This is a genomic window from Streptomyces sp. RLB3-17, from assembly GCF_007113425.2.
Taxonomy (GTDB): domain Bacteria; phylum Actinomycetota; class Actinomycetes; order Streptomycetales; family Streptomycetaceae; genus Streptomyces; species Streptomyces mirabilis_D.
Genome location: NZ_CP041610.2, coordinates 1,413,309 through 1,430,592, shown reverse-complemented (window position 1 = coordinate 1,430,592; position 17,284 = coordinate 1,413,309). Strand labels below are relative to the sequence as shown.

Sequence of the window (17,284 nt, the reverse complement as noted above, 5' to 3'; positions counted from 1 at the left end):
TGAGCGGTCGATATACAGCTTCTTTAGCTTGCTCTTTGAACCCGTGGAGCTTCTCATGGCCTGTCACATGTACGGTGCCGTGGTGAAAGATGGGCTGTACCCACAGCTGGCGGATGCGTTCCCGGCACTTGCTTCCGAAATCGCTGAACTGCTGCGTGCTGAGGGTGAACCGCTGGCTGAGGCGGTCGCTGACCTGCCCTACTACGGCCCGTGCACCTGTACCGCAACTTGCATCAACCTGCTGACCGCGCCGCACGGTTCGTCGGGTTCCTCGATGATCCAACTCGAACGCGATGGCATGGACGTCATCTGGCTGAGCATGCATCCCTCCCGGACCACTATCACCGACATTGAAGTTCTGGACGGACGCGACCTCGGCCCAAGCGCCCAGCGATCTGGTTAACCACTTATCCTCCGCTGTCCGCCGAACGTCCAAGCGGCGCGGGGCTGATCCCATGACGGCCTCGAACGATGCCCCGAACATGATCGCCCGAACGGGGATTCCCCGGACGTGAACACGGCCTTCGTCTGACCCTGTGCTCCGACCAAAGAGGCACTTGACCGGTACGAAGGCCGTGGGGGAACCTCACGCCCTGAGCACAACATCAGACGACTGCGGTACCGCCGGACCCTGCGGAACCACAGTGATTTACCGGGTGGTGTCCCGCCCGGCGCGTCTGAGGCGGCCGGTGTCACCCGGTGGGCTTGCCTTCCCCGCCCTGGCGCTGTCCGGACGGGTGTCGGCGTCTACGGTCGGCGCACGCGTTCATGGGCACACCCTGGGGGAGTGGGATGAGGAGTTGGGAGAGGGCGTTGTCGGTGCTGGAGGCGCTGTGCGAGCGCGGGCAGGCGGCCGGGCACGGCTGGACGCTGGACACGGAGCTCCTCCCGCCGCATCAGCAGCAGGTGAACGCCCTGGAGAATCAGGGCCTGGTGGAGCTTGCCTGCCGGGAGGACCGCGCGGAGTTGTCGGCTCTGGAGGGTCGGCCCGTGCGGTGGGCGGCCCGTCTGACGCCGTACGGTCACGACACTCTCGCCTACGGCCAGTCCCGCCCCCGTTCGCCGCGTACAACAGGCCCATCGGATACGCGTGCGGGGACTCCGGTGCGGGCGGTCAACGGCGCAGATCCTGACGCACCAGCCGCTCGGTGATCCGCCGGGCGGCGAACTCGGTGCCGGCCACGAAGCGCAGCATGGGCCCGAACGTGGGCGCGGCCAGAGAGCCGGTGAAGTACAGCCCCGGCACGCTGGACTCGAACGCGACTGACAGGCGCGGTGCTTGCACCCCGGGCACGCGGGCCACCGCCTGGCGCACCGGCGGCGTAAGGAAGGGCAGGGCGTCCACGTCGAGTCGGTAGCCGGTGGCGGCCAGCACGTGGTCGACGACCAGTTCGGCCAGCCCATTGCCCCTGCCGCCGAGGCGCAGCTGCACCTCGTCCCCAGCCAGCCGCGCCTGCTCGACGCGGCAGGCGGTGCGGACGGGAACGACGCCTTCGACGCGCTCACGTAGCCACCAGCCGCCCGAGGGGCCGAGGGCGCGCCGGAACAGCTGCATCCGTGCGGCGGCCGGCAGGGGTCGAACGGTGCCAGGAGCGCGGCAGACTGCGGCCAGGATCCAGCCGGTGCCCAGCGGGGAAGCCGGCTGGGCCAGCCGCCGCGTCCACGGCCGCCGCAGCTGAGGGCGCTCGCCCCAACGCACCTGGGAGGCACGCACCAACACCTCGACGTCGGCGCCGGCCTCGTGAAGCAGCGCGGCACTCTCCAGCGCCGACTGGCCGCCCCCGACCACCGCGACGCGCCGCCCGGCGTACCGGGACAGGTCGGTGTGCTGGCTTGTGTGGGACAGCGCCGCCTTGAGCCCCGGCCCGCCCGGCGCCAGCGAGAGCAGTATGTCCGGGAGGTGCGCGAGCGTGGCCAGGCCGGTGGCCACCACCACGGCCGCGGTCTCGATCTCCTCGCCGCCCTCCAGACGGACGCAGAAGCCCGCCCCGTCCTGTTCCACCGCCGTGATCCGGGCCGACTCAACCGTGCCTACGTATCGCTGGGTGAACCACATCCCGTAGCGCACGAAGGTCTCGCACGGGATCGGCGTCAACTCCGTGAGCTCCGGCTCACCCGTCTCCCGGCAGAAGTCCGCCAACCGGCCCCCCGGAACCGGGGCGGACAGATCCGTCGCCGCGGGCGTCGACTTCAGGAACATCCCGGTCGCCATCGCATGCCGCCAACTGCCCATGACCTCGCCGAAGACCCGCACCGGCACCCCGGCCGCCCGCAGATGCGCGGCCACCGACAGTCCGTACGGACCGGCGCCGACCACCACCACCGGCCCGCCCCTCAGGCCGGAGTACGGGCCGTTTTCGGCACGGCGCTGCCCGGAAATCGAGTGCGTCAACTCATCCCCCCACCGCCACGGCGGCGCCCCCAAGGCTCACGCGGCCAGCGGCGGCTCACCGGCCCCCGGCCTGGTATGCCGCCCCCCTCCGCGTCAGTGTGCCCGCCTCCGCGCCATTCGCATGCGGTATGGGAACACGTTGCCCAAAAACTTACCTATCGGACAAGGCCGGGGCATCGCGTGTCACAGGCCCCTTCCCCGGGTGGCTGTGCACGTGAGTTGGGGACCGCCACAGCCCGACGACTCACCGCTGGGCCGAACGCCCGAACCGCCGACCACCAACCGGCGGCGGGCTCTCACTCGCGGGGTCTCCTAACGGTGTGCCGGCACGTATGTGTGAGGACATCAGCGCCGGTGGCCTCCGCCAATGACCAGTCGCAGCAGGGTGAAGCGCACCACGGTCACCAGGGCGAAGCTGGGTACCAGCACCAGAGTCTCGCGTGCAGGTGAGGCGCTGGGCCGGTAGTGGCGGAAGAGCAGGACTGCTCCGGATGTGACCAGGTACGCAAGGACGAACAGGACGCCTGCCACCAGGTGTGCCCGGACGGCACGGACCGGAGAGCCGCGGAAGGTCAGCCGTCGGTTCGCCTCGGTGTTGAGGACGGTGACGACGCCGAGCGAGGCGAGATTGGCCACGAGAGGAGGCGACCAGTGGCGCAGCCCCCAGTACAGCAGGGCCTGACCCGCTGTGGAGGCGACGCCGATCACGGCGAACCAGCCGGCCTGTCTGGTCAGGGTGGCGTGGCCGGGCCGGTCGGAGGCGCTGTGCCGCGCGCTGGGGCGTCGCACCTTTCCATCATGACCCGGGGCACGGGGGATCTGGGGGACTGCCTGAAGCAGTGGTTCGACCGTTCGGCTGGTGACAGACACCCGCTTGCACCTCAGGCCCGGTCAGCCGGCCTGGTGTGTGTCAGCTTGTGAATGTCTTGTCCGTCAGGCCGGGGCCACACATGGAACCGCCCCGTCGTTGGGGCCGCTGAGCGACTGGAGGCGAGGGCCGATGGAAAGTGGCGGACGGCCGTCGGGGCCGGCACCGTCCGGTGGGTCGCAACGCCGGGGATCGGCCGGAGAGCGCACGCGGGCGTGGCGTGAGCGCGCGGAGGCGGCTCTGGGAGCTGCGACCGTTCGTACCCGGGCGACAGCGCGGCGGATCGGTCAGATTCCCCCGCCACCGGGTCCGTTCCGTCCTGGGTTCTGGCGCAGTCCGATCCGCGGGCCCTGGCTGACGTCGGTGTTCGGCCTGGTGCTGCTGATCGGCATCCCGCTGCTGTTCGTCACCGGGCTGCTCTCCTACGCCTCCTACAACCCAGGGCTGAGCCCCCTCAATGACGAGACTCCCGACAAGGGCGTGCTGGGTTTCTATCTCTTCAGCTGGCCCACACACCCCTACTGGCTGTACCGGCTGCTCCAGGGCGTGCACGTGACGCTGGGTGTGGTCCTGGTGCCGGTGCTGCTGGCCAAGCTGTGGTCGGTGATCCCGAAGCTGTTCGAATGGCTGCCCGTGCGTTCCGTCGCCCACGGACTCGAGCGGCTGTCCCTGCTGCTGCTGGTCGGCGGCGTCATCTTCGAATTCGTCACGGGGATCATCAACATCCAGCTCTACTACGTCTTCCCGGGCTCGTTCTACCGCCTGCACTTCTACGGCGCCTGGGTGTTCATCGCCGCCTTCGTCGTCCACGTGTGCCTCAAACTCGGCCGGATGACCCGCGCCCTGCGCTCGCGCAGCCTGAGTACCGAACTGCGCACCGACCTCGCCCGCACCGTGCCCGAACCACCCGACCCCGACGGCCTGGTGGCGGCCGCCCCCGCCCCACCGACGATGACCCGCCGCGGCGCGGTGGGCATGGTGGGAGCGGGATCTTTGCTCCTCCTCGTCGTGACCGCCGGACAGAGCATCGGCGGCTGGATGCGCGCCACCGCGCTCCTCGCACCGCACAACCGCGACCCCGGCAGTGGCCCGAACGCCTTCCAGATCAACAAGACGGCGGCGAAAGTGGGCGTCACCCCCGCACTCGTCGGCCCCACCTGGCGACTGGAGGTCCACGGGCGCGGAGCGCCACAGGTCTTCACCCGCGAGCAGCTCCTGGCCATGCCCCAGCACGCCGCCGCACTCCCGATCGCCTGCGTGGAGGGATGGTCGACCGACGACCAGCACTGGAGCGGTCTCCGGCTGGCCGACCTCGCCGCCATGGCCGGTATGCCCGATGCAGGAAGCGTCTTGGTCCAGTCGATTCAACCCCCCGGCCCCTTCACCAGGGTGGTGCTGCGGGGCAACCAGATCCACGACCCCCGAGCGCTGCTCGCCCTGCGCGTCAACGGCGCACATCTCTCGCTCGACCACGGATACCCGGCCCGCATCATCGTCCCGGCCAACCCCGGCGTGAACAACACCAAGTGGGTCCACCGGCTCACCTTCAGGGCGTGACCATGGCACGATTTATCCGCTGGTACGGCTCCGGCCCCCTGCACCTTCTCGTCCTGATCGCCTCGTTCGCGCTCACCGGCTACGCCATGGTGCGCCTGTTCGCGGTCCAGCCTTGGGAGGTGGCGATCTGGTTCGTGGGGGCGGCGATCCTGCACGACCTGATCCTGCTGCCCCTGTACTCGCTGGCCGACCTCTCGGCCCTCTACGTACTCCGTCACCGTGCCGCCGACAGCCCGACGGTGCCATGGATCAACTATCTGCGCGTCCCCACCTTCCTGTCAGGTCTGCTCCTGCTGGTCTGGTTCCCCCTTATCTTCCGCCTCGCGGTCCCCTACCCCGGAGACACCGGGCTGTCCGACAGCGTCTACCTCGGCCGATGGCTGGCGATCACCGGTGTGCTTTTCGGTGCCTCGGCGCTGGCCTTCGCACTCAGACTGCGCCGCGTCCTCCTGGCCGCCCGCGCCGACGAGGAACGTCCACCGCCCGATCGTGACGACCCCCCGTGACGACCGAGGAGAACCGACCCGCACGCCGGGACCCCTACGCACTGGCCCTGCGGACCGGCGGCGGGCCGGTGTACCTACGGCTGACGGACGGACGGTGGACCTGGTTGCCGGTGCACCGCTGGTACGCACAGCCCACGAGGGCCGACGAAACCCTGCTGGAGCGCTGCGCCGGTCCCGTTCTGGACGTCGGCTGCGGACCGGGCCGGCTGTGCAGGGCACTCCTGCACCAGAGCATCTTCGCCGTCGGTATCGACGTTGCCCCGCGGGCGGTCGCCTGCACTATCGCTCTCGGTGGGACGGCACTGTGCCGGTCGGTGTTCGCCCCCCTTCCTGGCGAGGGAGCCTGGCAAACCCTCCTGCTGGCCGACGGGAACATCGGTATCGGCGGCGACCCCCGGGCCCTGCTCCGACGGTGTACGCAGCTCATCGCACCGACGGGTGTCCTGCTCGTCGAGGTCGAGCAGATCGACGTGGCAGAGCGCTGTACCGCATGGGTGGAAGACACCCATGGCCATCGGGGTCCACCGTTTCCCTGGGCACGTCTGGGCGCTCCGGCGCTCCGCCGCATCGCGCCAGAACTCGGCCTCGGCGTCACCGACGAGTGGCGGAGCGATCACCGGAACTTCCTTGCGCTCAGCCCTCAGTGCACTGCCCGGGGGCGTCCCAGCTGATGGGGGATCGGCGATCCGGTTGCCGCGGTCTGGATGGGTGGCACCAGTTCGCCGCCGGGCTGCGGCGCCGGGCCCAGAGGAGAACGCCGTGGTGCACCGGTCGGCAGGTTGCAGGGCGTTTCGTTCCCCGCCCTCGTGCGGTTAGAGGGGGCACCGCGCTAGGACGGCGCGGCCTTCGGATGAAAGCAGGAAACAATGCGGTCCAGGATCTGGCTCCTCGTTCTCGCGGCCACCGCCCTCATCAGTCCCACCACCCTGGCGTCTGGCGCTTCCGCGGCCGTCACGAAAGTCGAGTACGCCTACAGCTCGCCTGAGATCTCCGAAGACGGCGAGACCGTCACCTGGCATTGGACACTCGTCAACACCGGTGACGGGGACGCCGACAACGTCGTGTTGGTTCACCAGCTGACACCGGCGCTGAAGGTCATCCGCGTCAGTGCGCCGTGCGAAGCCGGGACCCAGACCACCACGTGCCGCTATGGCAGCCTCGCCGCCGGCGGCAGGCGCGAAGGCGAGCTCGTCGCTCAGGTGCCAGAGGGCTCCTCTGGCAGCGTCCAGATCAAGGGACGCGTGACCTGGCGGGAACCCGCACCTGGACAGAGCCCCGCCATCGGCAGCACGGACGGGCGGCGCTGAAAACAGCGCCGTCTCCCAATTCCTCATCCCACTCACCCGCGTGTGCCCATGTCCGTACGCGTTCGCCGACCGTAGACGCCGGTCTGGAAGGTGCGAAGGAGGGAAGGCAAGCCCACCGGGTGACACCGGCCGCCAGACGCGCGCCGGACGGGACGCCGCCCGGTAAGAGACTGCGGCGCTGCCGGATCCGGCAGCGCCGCAGAGCTGTCTGATGCTGTGCTCAGAGGGGTGCGGTCCAGTACCCGGACCGGTTCGCCGGCCCACTGGTGCGGGGCGGTGGTGGCGATGATCGCGCCGTCGGGGCGGTCCGGGGTGGGCTGCGCCGCGTACTGGCTGTGCGCCGCGGCTCAGGTCTCCTGCCGTGCGAGGGCCCGGGCGGCGGCCAGGTCCAGGACGGTGATGCCGGGGAGGAAGGCCAGATGTTCGGCCGTGCCGTGCCGGGCGCGGGAGGTTGCGATCAGTGCAGAGCGGGGTCCTTGCCGTAGTCCGCGTCGGCAGCCATCCAAGAGAACGGCAGCCCACCGGCCACCGCGCCCTGCAGCATGGCGATGCCCAGCTACGGCTTGGTGGCGAAGGCGACCTCGTCGGGGACTCCGGCCGCCCGGCTCGCGATCGCCGGTCCAGGACTGCGGCAGGTACAGACGCCGGTCGTAGAAGGTGTGGCCACTCGCGGCGGCATAGGTGAGCATCACCATGACTTGGCAGTTGCGGACGTCACCGGTCGTCCCGCAGTGCTGGTGGCCGACCCCGACGGACTTGTCACCCTTCTTGATCACCTGGGTGTCGTCCAGCACCAGCGTCGCGCTCGGATCCCCCAACTCCCGTGCCGCGTAAGCCTGCACCTCGGCCAGCAGTCCGTTCGCGCTCCAGGACGCCTCGCCCAGAAACTTCTGGATCCGGTGTGGGGTGGCATGCCCGGCTCGCCCTGCCATCGTCCAGCCGTTCTTCCGGCCCAGGTCAGACAGTAGCCCCTCGATCAGATCGGCGAACACCTCCTGCGGCTCCTGCCGGACGAACAGCTGCCCCAACCCGCCCGTCAGGGCAGCCAGTTCCTCTGCCCATCCCTCAACGCGCTCCACCCTCACATCCATCAGCATGACCGGACAACGGTCAGCACCGATCACCAGTCACAAGATCTGAGGTGGTACCTGACAGTGTTAGAAAAATCTATCTCTGCCAAATAGCAGCGAGGCCCGGCTAGCGTCACGACTCGTGCGACACCACCGGTGACCAAGTACGAAGACGGACGACGAGATTGATACGAGCCCTTAGCTCACTGACAGGCGGCCGCATACGGCAGCGTGAAGAACTGCCGATCCGAGGTCTGCCCTGCGGCTAAAGCTCAGGCCGATTAGTTTCCACAACGGCCATCGATGAACTTTGTTCTGAGTCTTTAACGAGCCCGGGACGCCCATCTATATGAAAGAGCCCATCATGGCCATGCATGTCGTTATCGGTGCCGGTTCCATCGGCACGAATGTCGCTCGCCTGCTCGCTGACCGCGGTGAAAGCGTCCGCATTGTCACGCGCAGCGGCTCGGGCCCGGAGTATCCGAAGGTCGAACGGGTCGCCGCGGATGCTTCCGACCCGGGCCGCTTGACCGAACTGTCTCGCGGCGCAAAGGTGATCTATCACTGTGCGAACCCGCCTTCCTACACAATGTGGGAACGGCTGTTGCCGCCCATACAGAATGCGGTCATCACAGCCGCGAAAGCAAACAGGGCCGTGCTGGCAATTACTGGCAGCATGTACGCTTACGGCCCGCAGCCTGGCGGCATGATGAACGAATACACCCCCATGGCCGCCACTGGGCCTAAAGGCCGTCTCCGTAAACGGCTGTGGGAGCAGGCCCTTAACGCCGGAATCCGCACCGTGGAGGTTCGCGGGTCCGACTACATCGGTAGGGACTCGAATGGCCTGTATTCCATAATCATTGAGCCGGCAATGAAGGCGGGCCGAGCAGCCTGGGTGCCTGCCGATCTGGATGCGCCACATACCTTCACCTTCAACGGAGACATGGCTCAGGCCCTGGTCGCACTTGGAAACGATGAGCGTGCGTGGGGTCAGGCGTGGCATGTGCCGTCGCCACCGGCCATCAGCATCCGTGAACTGGCGCGGCGCTACGCCGCCGCTGCAGGTCGGCCCCCGGTCAAGCTGATCCCGATGCCACGCGCGGCAATGCGCACAGCTGGGCTTTTTGTGCCGACAGCCCGTGAAATGGCCGAAATGGACTATCAGTGGTACTCGCCGTTCCTCATGGACGCCTCAAAAACAGCTGACACCTTCGGCCTCACCGCCACCGACCTGGACATCATTATCAATAATCAGGTGAGCGCGGCGGCGGCTTGATCCCGCCTCCCGATTTCGACAGCAAGCAGCGATTCCGGCACTGCGCTTCGTCATGACACGTCCGGTGAATCGGCCCTTATCGCATTTGAGTCAATCCTGCGATGAGGCCCACCATCTGGACTGTGTCGTGAAAGGCATCCCTATTCGGCAGTGAGAAACAACGACAGGAGTAGCCATGATCTACCACATCAACCGCGCGAAGGCTAAGGCCGAAGTCACCCCCGAGCAAATCGAGGCTGCATTGGAAAGTTGGCGCAACCAAGGACGGTCCAACCCGGCCGTGAAGTCTTTCATGGTTGGCCGCGATCTCGGCGGGGAATTCGACTACAGCTGTGTGTTCGTCGTTGAGGACCTCGACGGCCTCTACGAGTACCTGACCCACCCCGCGACTATCGGGACTGACCATCTGGGCCTGGCGCTGCTCGAACGCCTCGACATCTTCGACATCAGCGACGACGATGACCCTGACCTGTACGCGAAAATCGAAGAACTGCACCGCCGCCGCAGCGCCCTGAACCCGGAGATTCCCGGCATGCTTTCGGACGTCCCAGACTTTCGCGGCGCCGGCGCGAACGACTAGCCAGCACGTCACGACCGGCGGCACCTGCCGGTCAGGTCGTGACGCAATCACCGTAGAGCAGCGAGAAGGAGTATTTCTGTGCACCTAATTGACGCGGTAGATCGCCTTTGTGACGCCATCAATTCGCATACAGCGCAACGAGTCGCCGACTGCTTCACTGCCGACTACGCGGCGGAGGTGCCGCACCGTCCTGCAGAAAGTTTTACTGGGCGGGAGCAGGTGCTGATGAACTGGTCCTTGATATTTACCCGAGTACCCGATCTGAAAGCAAGAGTTCTGCGGACAGCGGTTTCGGGGTCCGAGGCGTGGTCCGAATGGGAAATGAGTGGAACTTCTATCGAGGGACTACCCGCTCTCTTGGTCGGACCTGTAGTAATGACCGTCCGCGACGGTCGGATAAATTGGACTCGTTTCTATGTGAGTCCGGTCCCGCCCGTCTCATCCTAAGGTAACTAATCAGGTCAGTTGATCGTGGGTACCCACGGTCAGCCGGATGCCAATTGGACGAGCGCGTCGAGCAGATTGATGCCGCATTTGGTGGCGGTGGCGAGGTAAGAACGCAGATGGCAGAAGTGTTCCGCGCCGGTCAGGGTCCGCATGCCACCGGAGATCTTCTGCCGGAATTTGAACATGCGGACTTCCCGTTCGGCGGCGTTGTTTTCGAACGGAAAACAGCGACCGAGCGGACCGGCACCACGCCATCGCCCGCTTCACACCCCCGTCTCGAACACAGGGGAAATCACAGCTCGCGGCGGCTCACTCCGCGCGCTTTTGGAGCTCGGTCAGGTAGTCGGCGATCGCGTGACGGTTGTGGGCCAGGATGTCGATGCGCTCGGTCAGACCGTCACGCTCTCGTTCGAGAGCCGCCACCGTCTCGGATGTGACGCCTTTGAAGGCGATCGGATCGCGCGGTGATTGCAGGCAGGGAAGGATCGCGCGGATTGCCTGCGTCGACAGGCCCGCGTTGAGCAGTTCTCGGATCTGCTGGACGCGGCCCAGGGCTGCTTCGCTGTAGTCGCGGTAGTTGTTGGGCCCGCGGGTCGAGGTGATCAAGCTCTTTGCCTCGTAGAACCGCACCTGGCGCGGAGATGCACCACGTGGTGGACCTGAGGGGTGGCCATCGCGATGCGGCACGCACACAGCCCTGGCAGCGCGACACTCACCGCCATCCACCGAGCCCTCGGTGCCGACTGAGTGCGCGGCAGCACCCGGCGACGATGCGACCCAGCCGACAAGAGAAACGATGCAGTTTCGATAACCGCAGCGTTAGCCTGAAACCCAAGGTGAACGAAACCGTTTCGTTCAGAGGGGGTGGGCGATGGCTGAGCACACACCCACTCGCAGCGATCACTGCCCGCGCCGATAATCCGCTTCCCGTTGAGAGAACGCCCACCATGACCTCCGTACTCATTGTCAATGAGCAGTCCTTGCAGCGCCGCGGACTGCGCATGCTCCTGGCGGAGGAGCCCGGCCTGACTGTCGTCGGCGAGGCCTCGAGCGGGGCCGAGGCGGTCCGCATGAGCGCCGCACTGTGCCCCGACGTCGTGGTGATGGACAGCCACATTTCCGACTCGGACGGCACCGAGACCATCCGCCGCATCACACGGCCTCCCACCCTCCCCTGGACCCCCGAACTCTCCAGAACGCAAGGGAACGGCCCACGCGTGCTGATCCTGACCCCCGCCAGCCACGAGCAGCGCGCCTACGCCGCCCTGCGCGCCGGTGCCGGTGGATTCCTTCTCCACGACGCCACCCCCGGCGAACTGACCGCGGCCATCCGTGTCGTGGCCGCCGGAGGCGCCGTCATCACCCCCGGCCTGACCCGCGCTCTCATCGACACCGTCCGACAGTTGCAACCCGCGCTCCCTGCCGAGCGGGAAGTCGGGATCGGCACGCTCACCGAGCGGGAGCGTGTCGTGCTCACCGCCGTCGCCTCCGGCTGGTCCAACGCCGAGATCGCTGCGCGGCTGTCCATCGCCACGACCACCGTCAAGGCCCACGTCAGCAGCATCCTCGCCAAGATCGGAGCCCGCGCCCGTGTCCAGGCGGTGGTCTTCGCCTACGAATCGGGGCTGGTGCGGCCGGCCGCCTGAACGGCCCGAAGTCCTGCCGCGGCCTCCAGCTGGTCGACCGCTGTGGGGGACCGCCTCCGACCTGAAGATCGTCGAGCAGGCGAACCGCCTGGTCCGACTGTCGCGCCAGGCCGGGGACCTGGTGGTGTGGGTGCTGCACTCCGGGCCCGGCACCGGCGACGTCTTCGACCCGGCCCTCGGCCATGTCCGGCTCATGAAGGAGCTGGAGCGAGCGGACGGGGTGCAGATATACCACCACCGCGGTCAGCCGGGGCCCGTACTGCACCGGCGCGTCCACCCCGGCCGGAGCATTTGCGCAGGTCGCCGTCGCGCATCCGCACCGCCGCGCCACGAGCCGGTGCTCGACAACCCGGGAAGTTGCCCATCACGCCGCCGAGAGATGATCACCCGCCAGGCCCGCACGGCACGGCCCCCCCGCAGCCACGCCGGTGTCAGGACAGGGGCCAGTGGCGCAAGGCGGCGTCGGCCAGCTCCTGCAAGTCGTCGCGGGCGACGCCGCTCGCGGCTTGGACGGCGATGCCGTAGGCGAGGGTGGTGAGGTAGCGGGCCAGGAGGCCGGGGTCGGTCTGCGGGGGCAGATCGCCGTCATCGACGGCGCGCCGGAACCGCTCGCGGATGCGGGTGTATCCGGCGGTGCGCCAGTCGACGAGGAGGGCGCGGACGTCCTGGCCGGAGTCGCTGGTGGTCAGGGCCCCCTGGACGCCCAGGCAGCCGTGGGGGTGGGCCGGGCGGGTGGTGGTGCGCACGGTGCCGGCCAGGATGGCGGTGGCGACGCCAAGGGCGGTCGGCTGCTCCAGGGCCTGGGCCAGGTAGGCGCTCGGGCCGTCGGTGTAGCGCTCCAGCACCTTGCGGAAGAGCTGCTCCTTGTTGCCGAACGCGGCGTACATGCTGGTGGTGGAGATCCCCATCGCGTGCGTCAGGCCGGCGGTGCTGGCCCCCTCGTAGCCATGCTGCCAGAACACCAGCATGGCGCGCTCAAGGGCGGCGTCGGCGTCGAATCCTCGCGGTCGGCCGATCGGGCCGGTCGGTTTCGTCTCCACCCCCACACCCTACCCCTTCCGCAGTGTTCGCTGCAGAAGTGCTACGGTCCACTTCTGTAGCGACTGCTGCAGAAATGGAAGGGGCGGCACACATGGGACTGCTCGACGGAAAGAGCGCTCTCGTCACCGGGGGCAGCGCCGGCATCGGCCTGGCCAGTGCGGTCCGGCTGGCAGCGGAAGGCGCGCACGTCTTCATCACCGGCCGGCGCGCGACCGAACTCGACGCGGCCGTCGACCTGATCGGTCCTGCGGCCACTCCGGTGACCGGCGACATCGCGAACCTGGACGACCTGGATCGGCTCTACGCCACCATCCGCAGCCGGGGCGGGGGGCTGGACGTGCTGTTCGCGAATGCCGCCGTCGCCGCGCTCGCTCCGCTGGAGCAGGTCACCGAGGAGCACTTCGACACCCTGTTCGGCATCAACGTCCGTGGCCTGCTGTTCACCGTCCAAAAGGCCCTGCCGCTGCTCAACGACGGCGCCTCGGTGATCGTGAACGGCTCGACCAACGGGGACGTCGGCGATGCGGAGCTCGGCGTGTACGCGGCGACCAAGGCCGCCACGCGCTCGTTCGCCCGGACCTGGGCAAACGAACTCAGGGGACGCGGCATCCGGGTCAACACCCTCACCCCCGGCCCGACCGACACCCCCGCCCTGGCGGGGCTGACCCCCGACCCGGAACGGTTCAAGCAGCACCTGGTGACGCGGGTGCCGCTGGGTCGGCTCGGGCGCCCGGAGGAGGTGGCCGCTGCCGTGGCCTTCCTGGCATCCGAGCAGAGCAGCTTCATCACCGGTTCGAGCCTGTACGTCGACGGCGGCCTGAACCAGATCTGAGAGGCGGACCCCATGCCCACCATCGGGATCATCGGCGCCGGCGAGGTCGGCAGCCAGATCGCCCGGGCGGCCCTGGCCCACGGCTACAGCATCGTGATCGCCAACTCGCGCGGACCGGAAACCCTGCAGCATCTGGTCGCGGAACTCGGCCCGTCCGCGCGGGCCGCCCGCGCTGCGGACGCTGCAGCCGCCGGCGATTTCGCTGTCGTGGCCGTCCCGCTGAAAGCGGTCAACAACCTGCCGGTCGACGCCCTCGCCGGCAAGATCGTATTGGATACGAACAACTACATGATCTGGCGCGACGGTCACTTCGCCCGCATCGACTCCGGCGAGACGACCGTACTCGAGCTGCGCCAGGAGCACCTGCCCGCCTCCCGGGTCGTCCAGGCATTCACCCATATCCAAGCTCCCCGCATCACCACCGCCGGCCGCCCCGCGGGCGCCCCCGACCGGCTGGCGCTTCCGACCTCCAGCAACTTCCCCGACGCCGCCGACCTCGTGACCCGGCTCTACGACCAGTTCGGCTTCGACACCGTCAACAACAGTCCATTGAGCGCCTCGTGGCGCACGGCCCCCGGTCAACCCGCCTGGACCGCGCTGGCGCACCAAACGCGCGACGAGCTCATCGCCAACCTGAGCCGAGCACAGCGCCTTGCTCCGACGTGACGCTGACCGCCGGGCCCCCGCCGCAGCCGCGGCCGTCCGGCGCGGCCGCGGCGGCATGCCCGCTCTGACCCTCCACGCGCGGCCCCGATCCGGAGCCACCCCACAGAAAGGCCCCTCACATGTCCGACAGTGATCTGCGCACGTTCTACCGGCGCTACCTCGAAGCGCTCAACGCCCACCAATTCGATGGCATGGACGCATTCATCAACGACCGGACCACGTTGAACGGGGAGCCCGCCACCCGCGACGACCTCCTGGCCGTGCAACGGCAGGACGTAGACGCGGTACCGGACCTGCACTGGGAGTTGCAGGAGCTGCTCTTCGACGGTGACCGTCTGGCTGCGCGCCTGGTCAACACCGGCACCCCCGTGAAGCCCTGGCTCGGCGTGGCTCCCACCGGCGCCTCGTTCGAGATCGTCGAGTACGCCATCTACCAGGTCCGCGACGGGCGGTTCGTGCACATGACCGCCCTGCACGACGCCGGTGAACTGCGCCGGCAGCTGACCGGCTGACCTGCAAGTTCGCGCCTGCCCCACTTAGACATGTCCGCATACCGAGAACGGCCCGCTCGGGCACTTCACTTGCGAGGATCTGCATGACCATCACACTGATCACCGGGGCCAACAAGGGCATCGGCTTCGAGACCGCCCGACAGCTGCTGGCGGTGGGCCACGTGGTCTACCTCGGCGCGCGGGACGTCGAGCGCGGACAGCAGGCCGCGGCGGCGTTGGACGCGAGATTCGTGCAGCTCGACGTGACCGATGACGCCTCCGTGCACAGCGCGCTGGCGGCCATCGACGCGGCCGAGGGCCGGCTCGACGTCCTGGTGAACAACGCAGGCATCTTGGGGGACGCAGCCCTCGACGGCCCCACCGCCCTGCGCGCCTTCGACACCAACGCGGTCGGCCTCGTGCGGGTCACGGAAGCGGCGCTGCCCCTGCTGCGCAAGTCCGCGAACCCCACCGTGGTGACCGTCTCCAGCAGCGCCGGATCCTTCTGGGCCGTGACCAACCCGGACCGTCCGGAGTACGCCTTGCCGCTGGCGCTGTACTCGGCGTCCAAGGCCGCCGCCACCATGCTCACAGTCCAGTACGCCAAGGCCCATCCGAGCATCAAGTTCAATGCCGTCGAACCCGGCACCACCGCGACGGACCTGACGGCGGCCTTCGGTGTCGGCAGGACGCCGGAGGAGAGCGCGAGGGTCGTCGTACGTCTCGCCACACTCGACGCGGACGGCCCGACCGGCACCTTCCAGGACGAAAACGGGAAGGTGCCCTGGTAGGCAGGCCGGCGCGGCTGGGAGGGCCCAGCCGCGCCCAGGCCGGCGGGTCACCGGCCACACCCATGCGGTGTCCCGTCCCCTGCGGGCGAGCGACGCCGGACACATCCTCGACGTCGTGCACGCCGACCGCCTCGCCCCCGCGCATCCACGACAGAGCGCTCTTTGCCATGGACCTCATCGCCCGCCACCCACACGGACGAGCTGCTGTCCAGCATGCAGTGCATGGTGCGGACCCTCGCCGCCCCCGGCGAGGGTCCGGCGCGAGCGCTGGTCGGCCGGACCCGAAGCGAGGGCATGAAGCTGACCGTTGCGGTGGTCTGCCGCAGCAGATGACCCAGCGAGTGCTGGAGGCCGCTGTGGAGGGCGAGATCACCGGCCACCTCGGTTGTGACCAGGTGGGAGGTCCAGGAGTGCGGTGGGCACGCCACCACATGGGAACGGATCGGCCAGGCACTCGCAGGTCTGCGGATTGCTTGCCCGATTGCGAAGCGCCTTTCCCCGTGAAGGCAAGGTGACGACACCAGGTGCCCCCAGATACGGGGCGAGCGGCATACAGCCCTTTCCCGGCCGGCCTGTGGTCCGACCCGCCCCACGCCCCGGTGAGTTCACTCAGTTCAAGCGGTTCCGTATCGCCCGAAGCGCGCCTCGGCCGCCCAGCGGCGGCCGGCCACCCGGTGCTGCCGGTCGGGCCACTGCCAGGAGGCGGACTTCGGCCCTCGCCCAGTTGTGGACGCGCGGGCCGTGCAACGCCGTTGCCGCACGAGCGGCGCTTCTGACGCCACCGCCCGGACGCGCGTCACATCTTGACGGCGCCTCACACCGCCCCGGCTTCAACGGCGTCCGCGCTCCCCGGGATTCGCCGGTGGATGTCCGCGAGCATGTTGCGCATCGCAAGGTGGAAGAGCTCAGCCTCGTGGTCCCCGAGGAACGAGGTGTGTCCGAACACCTCGAGGACGACCATGCCGTGCATGCGCCCCCATGCCTCCATGAGCAGGGCGATCGCGGGCGGCGGGAGGACTCCCGGCCCGTCCGGGGGCAGCTGGTCCAGGTAGGCCCGGAACTGGGGCGAGAGCGGGGGCATGTCGGCCGCCGCGAGTTGCTCCGGGCTGAAGCCGCCGAAGAGCTCACGCTGGAAGATCGTACTCATCCGGCGGGCGGCCATGGTGGAGGCGCCGTCGGCCGGGGCCGCGTAGTCCCGCAGCGGTGTCCCGAACAGGAGCTTGAACCGCTCGGGGTGGGCGATGGCCCAGCCCCGGTAGCCCTCGGCCGCGTCCAGCAGACGCGACACGAACGGCCGGTCCGCCACCGAGTCCGCCGCAGTGCCCCCAGCGCCCGCAGCCGGGTCGGCCGTCGAGTCGACGGCGGCCTGGACGGCGGCGAACAGGTCCTCGTACCCCTTAGTGACGAGCATCGTGACGAGGGCATGTCGGTTGGGGAAGTAGTGGTAGAGCGCCTGCACGGTCATGCCGAGGCTGCGCGCGACGGCCCGCAGGGACAACCCCTCAGGACCGTGCTCGGTGATGTGTAGTTCGGCGGCGTCCAGGATCTCCCGCACCGCTGTGGCCCGCCGCCGCTCCCGCAGCGTGGGCGGAGCAGATGAGGCGGATCGAGCGGCCGGGGCGGAGGGAGCAGACGGCGCGGACGGAGCCGGCGGGGCGGCGGTCTTCGGTCGTTCGGGTACGGGCATGGGCCCACCCTACGGTGCACCTCTGACACCTGAACATAAACCGAGCACTGTCAGGTAAATCTCGCACTGCCAACTTCCCCATGGCCTCCCCTAGCGTCGTCGCGTCCCCGCAGACACATTGACC

19 protein-coding genes and 4 pseudogenes are annotated in these 17,284 nt (G+C 68.5%); 14 read left to right on the top strand and 9 right to left on the bottom strand.

Features of this window, described 5'->3' with window-relative positions; genetic code table 11:
* Nucleotides 1–28: 28 nt before the first annotated feature.
* On the top strand, nucleotides 29–403 hold the full coding sequence (locus FNV62_RS06865) for a hypothetical protein (protein ID WP_144314849.1): 375 nt from the start codon (nucleotides 29–31) through the stop codon (nucleotides 401–403).
* Nucleotides 404–692: 289 nt separating this feature from the next.
* On the opposite strand, the gene FNV62_RS06860 is transcribed toward FNV62_RS06865, so the two are convergent.
* The 3 genes from FNV62_RS06860 to FNV62_RS06850 all read right to left on the bottom strand — a co-directional run bounded on the left by FNV62_RS06860 (nucleotide 693) and on the right by FNV62_RS06850 (nucleotide 3,181).
* Nucleotides 693–878 carry a hypothetical protein gene (locus FNV62_RS06860; RefSeq protein WP_164657618.1) on the bottom strand — a complete coding sequence of 62 codons (186 nt, stop codon included), beginning with the start codon at nucleotides 876–878 and terminating at the stop codon, nucleotides 693–695.
* A gap of 236 nt (nucleotides 879–1,114) precedes the next feature.
* Nucleotides 1,115–2,392 (bottom strand): FAD-dependent oxidoreductase, encoded by a 1,278-nt coding sequence (locus tag FNV62_RS06855; protein WP_225900184.1) that lies wholly within the window; start codon nucleotides 2,390–2,392, stop codon nucleotides 1,115–1,117.
* Between the two features lie 345 nt (nucleotides 2,393–2,737).
* Nucleotides 2,738–3,181 carry a GtrA family protein gene (locus tag FNV62_RS06850; protein WP_144314847.1) on the bottom strand — a complete coding sequence of 148 codons (444 nt, stop codon included), beginning with the start codon at nucleotides 3,179–3,181 and terminating at the stop codon, nucleotides 2,738–2,740.
* A 211-nt stretch (nucleotides 3,182–3,392) separates the two neighbouring features.
* Between FNV62_RS06850 and FNV62_RS06845 the strand changes: the two genes are divergently transcribed.
* The 4 genes from FNV62_RS06845 (at nucleotide 3,393) to FNV62_RS06830 (ending at nucleotide 6,630) form a co-directional block, all read left to right on the top strand.
* Nucleotides 3,393–4,817: a molybdopterin-dependent oxidoreductase gene (locus FNV62_RS06845; RefSeq protein ID WP_144314846.1), complete on the top strand. Its 1,425-nt coding sequence runs from the start codon at nucleotides 3,393–3,395 to the stop codon at nucleotides 4,815–4,817.
* Between the two features lie 2 nt (nucleotides 4,818–4,819).
* Entirely contained in the window at nucleotides 4,820–5,323 is a 504-nt protein-coding gene (locus FNV62_RS06840) for a hypothetical protein (RefSeq protein WP_144314845.1), read from the top strand.
* Entirely contained in the window at nucleotides 5,320–5,994 is a 675-nt protein-coding gene (locus FNV62_RS06835) for a class I SAM-dependent methyltransferase (RefSeq protein ID WP_144314844.1), read from the top strand. The genes FNV62_RS06840 and FNV62_RS06835 overlap by 4 nt, the downstream gene beginning before the upstream one ends.
* 195 nt (nucleotides 5,995–6,189) lie before the next feature.
* The gene (locus FNV62_RS06830; RefSeq protein WP_143614283.1) at nucleotides 6,190–6,630 is read left to right on the top strand and encodes a DUF11 domain-containing protein; all 441 of its coding nucleotides are present in this window, start codon (nucleotides 6,190–6,192) and stop codon (nucleotides 6,628–6,630) included.
* A 224-nt stretch (nucleotides 6,631–6,854) separates the two neighbouring features.
* Here FNV62_RS06830 and FNV62_RS06825 read toward each other — a convergent pair.
* Nucleotides 6,855–7,172, bottom strand: a pseudogene (locus FNV62_RS06825) (hypothetical protein); the annotation flags it as partial.
* Between the two features lie 12 nt (nucleotides 7,173–7,184).
* Nucleotides 7,185–7,721, bottom strand: a pseudogene (locus tag FNV62_RS06820) (transposase); the annotation flags it as partial.
* A gap of 343 nt (nucleotides 7,722–8,064) precedes the next feature.
* Here FNV62_RS06820 and FNV62_RS06815 point away from each other — a divergent pair.
* The 3 genes from FNV62_RS06815 (at nucleotide 8,065) to FNV62_RS57930 (ending at nucleotide 10,006) form a co-directional block, all read left to right on the top strand.
* Nucleotides 8,065–8,979 (top strand): NAD-dependent epimerase/dehydratase family protein, encoded by a 915-nt coding sequence (locus FNV62_RS06815; protein WP_143614281.1) that lies wholly within the window; start codon nucleotides 8,065–8,067, stop codon nucleotides 8,977–8,979.
* Nucleotides 8,980–9,154: 175 nt separating this feature from the next.
* Entirely contained in the window at nucleotides 9,155–9,559 is a 405-nt protein-coding gene (locus tag FNV62_RS06810; RefSeq protein ID WP_143614279.1) for a Dabb family protein, read from the top strand.
* A gap of 78 nt (nucleotides 9,560–9,637) precedes the next feature.
* Nucleotides 9,638–10,006, top strand: coding sequence for a nuclear transport factor 2 family protein (locus FNV62_RS57930; protein ID WP_205522901.1), 369 nt, complete (start codon nucleotides 9,638–9,640; stop codon nucleotides 10,004–10,006).
* 38 nt (nucleotides 10,007–10,044) lie between these two features.
* Here the strand turns inward: FNV62_RS57930 and FNV62_RS06800 are convergent.
* Both FNV62_RS06800 and FNV62_RS06795 read right to left on the bottom strand, forming a co-directional pair.
* Nucleotides 10,045–10,221 (bottom strand): annotated as a pseudogene (locus FNV62_RS06800) (IS66 family transposase); the annotation flags it as partial.
* A 94-nt stretch (nucleotides 10,222–10,315) separates the two neighbouring features.
* Nucleotides 10,316–10,693, bottom strand: a complete 378-nt coding sequence (locus FNV62_RS06795; RefSeq protein ID WP_143614275.1) for a MerR family transcriptional regulator — start codon at nucleotides 10,691–10,693, stop codon at nucleotides 10,316–10,318.
* Nucleotides 10,694–10,953: 260 nt separating this feature from the next.
* Between FNV62_RS06795 and FNV62_RS06790 the strand changes: the two genes are divergently transcribed.
* On the top strand, nucleotides 10,954–11,652 hold the full coding sequence (locus FNV62_RS06790; RefSeq protein ID WP_143614273.1) for a LuxR C-terminal-related transcriptional regulator: 699 nt from the start codon (nucleotides 10,954–10,956) through the stop codon (nucleotides 11,650–11,652).
* A 13-nt stretch (nucleotides 11,653–11,665) separates the two neighbouring features.
* Nucleotides 11,666–11,887, top strand: a pseudogene (locus FNV62_RS55455) (cysteine hydrolase); the annotation flags it as partial.
* 196 nt (nucleotides 11,888–12,083) lie between these two features.
* Here the strand turns inward: FNV62_RS55455 and FNV62_RS06785 are convergent.
* Nucleotides 12,084–12,692 carry a TetR/AcrR family transcriptional regulator gene (locus FNV62_RS06785; protein ID WP_097288738.1) on the bottom strand — a complete coding sequence of 203 codons (609 nt, stop codon included), beginning with the start codon at nucleotides 12,690–12,692 and terminating at the stop codon, nucleotides 12,084–12,086.
* Nucleotides 12,693–12,784: 92 nt separating this feature from the next.
* Here FNV62_RS06785 and FNV62_RS06780 point away from each other — a divergent pair, with 92 nt between their 5' ends.
* From FNV62_RS06780 to FNV62_RS06765, 4 genes are all read left to right on the top strand, one after another.
* On the top strand, nucleotides 12,785–13,525 hold the full coding sequence (locus FNV62_RS06780; RefSeq protein ID WP_143614271.1) for an SDR family NAD(P)-dependent oxidoreductase: 741 nt from the start codon (nucleotides 12,785–12,787) through the stop codon (nucleotides 13,523–13,525).
* Nucleotides 13,526–13,537: 12 nt separating this feature from the next.
* Nucleotides 13,538–14,191: an NADPH-dependent F420 reductase gene (locus FNV62_RS06775; RefSeq protein WP_143607160.1), complete on the top strand. Its 654-nt coding sequence runs from the start codon at nucleotides 13,538–13,540 to the stop codon at nucleotides 14,189–14,191.
* 119 nt (nucleotides 14,192–14,310) lie between these two features.
* On the top strand, nucleotides 14,311–14,703 hold the full coding sequence (locus tag FNV62_RS06770) for an ester cyclase (protein WP_097283084.1): 393 nt from the start codon (nucleotides 14,311–14,313) through the stop codon (nucleotides 14,701–14,703).
* An 83-nt stretch (nucleotides 14,704–14,786) separates the two neighbouring features.
* On the top strand, nucleotides 14,787–15,473 hold the full coding sequence (locus FNV62_RS06765) for an SDR family NAD(P)-dependent oxidoreductase (protein ID WP_143614269.1): 687 nt from the start codon (nucleotides 14,787–14,789) through the stop codon (nucleotides 15,471–15,473).
* A gap of 814 nt (nucleotides 15,474–16,287) precedes the next feature.
* On the opposite strand, the gene FNV62_RS06760 is transcribed toward FNV62_RS06765, so the two are convergent.
* The gene (locus FNV62_RS06760; RefSeq protein ID WP_097283081.1) at nucleotides 16,288–17,160 is read right to left on the bottom strand and encodes a TetR/AcrR family transcriptional regulator; all 873 of its coding nucleotides are present in this window, start codon (nucleotides 17,158–17,160) and stop codon (nucleotides 16,288–16,290) included.
* Nucleotides 17,161–17,284 lie beyond the last annotated feature (124 nt).

What these genes read in the sequence shown, in the direction of transcription:
- FNV62_RS06810 (WP_143614279.1), top strand. Translation starts at nt 9,155, where the DNA reads ATGATCTACCACATCAACCGCGCGAAGGCTAAGGCCGAAGTCACCCCC.
- FNV62_RS06815 (WP_143614281.1), top strand. Translation starts at nt 8,065, where the DNA reads ATGGCCATGCATGTCGTTATCGGTGCCGGTTCCATCGGCACGAATGTC.
- FNV62_RS06840 (WP_144314845.1), top strand. Translation starts at nt 4,820, where the DNA reads ATGGCACGATTTATCCGCTGGTACGGCTCCGGCCCCCTGCACCTTCTC.
- FNV62_RS06845 (WP_144314846.1), top strand. Translation starts at nt 3,393, where the DNA reads ATGGAAAGTGGCGGACGGCCGTCGGGGCCGGCACCGTCCGGTGGGTCG.
- FNV62_RS06760 (WP_097283081.1), bottom strand. Translation starts at nt 17,160, where the DNA reads ATGCCCGTACCCGAACGACCGAAGACCGCCGCCCCGCCGGCTCCGTCC.
- FNV62_RS06830 (WP_143614283.1), top strand. Translation starts at nt 6,190, where the DNA reads ATGCGGTCCAGGATCTGGCTCCTCGTTCTCGCGGCCACCGCCCTCATC.
- FNV62_RS06780 (WP_143614271.1), top strand. Translation starts at nt 12,785, where the DNA reads ATGGGACTGCTCGACGGAAAGAGCGCTCTCGTCACCGGGGGCAGCGCC.
- FNV62_RS06775 (WP_143607160.1), top strand. Translation starts at nt 13,538, where the DNA reads ATGCCCACCATCGGGATCATCGGCGCCGGCGAGGTCGGCAGCCAGATC.
- FNV62_RS06765 (WP_143614269.1), top strand. Translation starts at nt 14,787, where the DNA reads ATGACCATCACACTGATCACCGGGGCCAACAAGGGCATCGGCTTCGAG.
- FNV62_RS06770 (WP_097283084.1), top strand. Translation starts at nt 14,311, where the DNA reads ATGTCCGACAGTGATCTGCGCACGTTCTACCGGCGCTACCTCGAAGCG.
- FNV62_RS06790 (WP_143614273.1), top strand. Translation starts at nt 10,954, where the DNA reads ATGACCTCCGTACTCATTGTCAATGAGCAGTCCTTGCAGCGCCGCGGA.